Origin of the sequence: Mesorhizobium sp. M7A.F.Ca.CA.001.08.2.1, from assembly GCF_003998455.1 — a bacterium.
In the GTDB taxonomy this organism is placed as follows: Bacteria; Pseudomonadota; Alphaproteobacteria; order Rhizobiales; family Rhizobiaceae; genus Mesorhizobium; species Mesorhizobium ciceri.
In genome coordinates this window covers 1-1,389 of sequence record NZ_RZPW01001133.1, presented here as the reverse complement: position 1 = coordinate 1,389, position 1,389 = coordinate 1, and the positions used below count along the sequence as shown (strand labels likewise).

Below are 1,389 nucleotides of genomic sequence, written 5' to 3'. Positions count from 1 at the left end.
GCCGCGCGGCTGGCGCATGCGTCTTGCCCGCGCGTTCGGCTCGGCGCCGATGCTTGAGGCGGCACTCGCCGATCTCGCCAACCCGCCGCGCAACAGCCAGCTCTCAGGTCCGGTCGCCGCTCTGGTCCTCGACGGTGATCTGGACGGTCTTTCCGCCCATATCGCCAGCGGCATGGAAGAGGCCGGCCTGTCGGCGTCCGCCGGACGCTCGCCATCCGACATTGCCCGGCGGCTGATCGAGAAAGCCGAATTGCGCAGCGTTCGGCTGTCGAGCGAGGCGTTTTCCGCGCTGAAGGATTTTCTGGCGATCGACGTTCCGCTAGATCGCGCGGCCCAGGCGCTGGAGACCTTCGCCACCGACGCCGGTCTGTCGCTCGATGTCGCGCTGGAAAAGTTCGCTGCCCGCGCCAAGGCGATCGAAGCGCATGGCTTGCCGGCCGATAAAATCCGCTACGACGCCGCCTTCGGCCGCCCGCTCGACTACTACACCGGCCTGGTTTTCGAAATCGCGGCCGACAATGGCGACCGGCCGTTGGTCGGCGGCGGCCGCTATGACCGGCTGCTGACCTTGCTTGGCGCCAAGACGCCGATCCCCGGCGTCGGCTTTTCGGTCTGGCTCGACCGCATCGAGGCATTGCGGGAGACGGCGCCATGATCACGCTGGCGATCCCGTCGAAAGGCCGCCTGAAAGAGCAGGCGCTGGACGTGCTGGCCAAAGCCGGGTTGGCCGTCAGCCTGCCCGGCGACGAGCGCAAATACCACGCCCGCGTCGAGGGCCTGGACGATGTCGAAGTGGTGTTCCTGTCGGCTTCCGAAATATCAGGCGAGATCGGCCAGGGCGCAGTCGATCTCGGCATCACCGGCGAGGACCTGGTGCGTGAAAACCTTGCCGACTGGGAGAGCCGCGCCGAAATCGTCGCCCGTCTCGGTTTTGGCCATGCCGATGTCGTGGTGGCCGTGCCGGACATCTGGCTCGACGTCGACAGCATGGCCGACCTCGACGACGTCGCCGCCGATTTCCGCCAGCGCCATGGCCGGCGGTTGCGCATCGCCACCAAATACTGGCGGCTGACCCAGCAATTCTTCTCGCAGAAGCATGGCATCCAGGTCTACCGCATCGTCGAGAGCCTCGGCGCCACCGAAGGCGCGCCGGCGGCGGGGCTGGCCGATGTCATCGTCGACATCACAACCACCGGCTCGACGCTGCGCGCCAATCATCTCAAGGTGCTGGGCGATGGCCTCGTCCTGCGCTCGCAGGCCTGCCTGGTGGCGTCGAAGAAGACACGGGCGGCGGCCGATGAAGCGGTCCTGCGCGACATCGCGGCGAAGATGGCGGCTGCGGTCGGATAGCGGCGGGCCTTCCCCCCCCGCCCCCCAGGGCTCCGGACC

At 67.9% G+C, this 1,389-nt stretch carries 2 protein-coding genes; both read left to right on the top strand.

The annotated features are described in order from the left end of the window. Positions 1–655 (top strand): ATP phosphoribosyltransferase regulatory subunit (locus EN914_RS35510; RefSeq protein ID WP_206527319.1); only part of this gene is annotated, 655 nt, incomplete at its 5' end. Then, the gene (hisG, locus tag EN914_RS35505; RefSeq protein ID WP_024502335.1) at positions 652–1,350 is read left to right on the top strand and encodes an ATP phosphoribosyltransferase; all 699 of its coding nucleotides are present in this window, start codon (positions 652–654) and stop codon (positions 1,348–1,350) included. The genes EN914_RS35510 and hisG, both read left to right, overlap by 4 nt. The last annotated feature ends 39 nt before the right edge of the window (positions 1,351–1,389 follow it).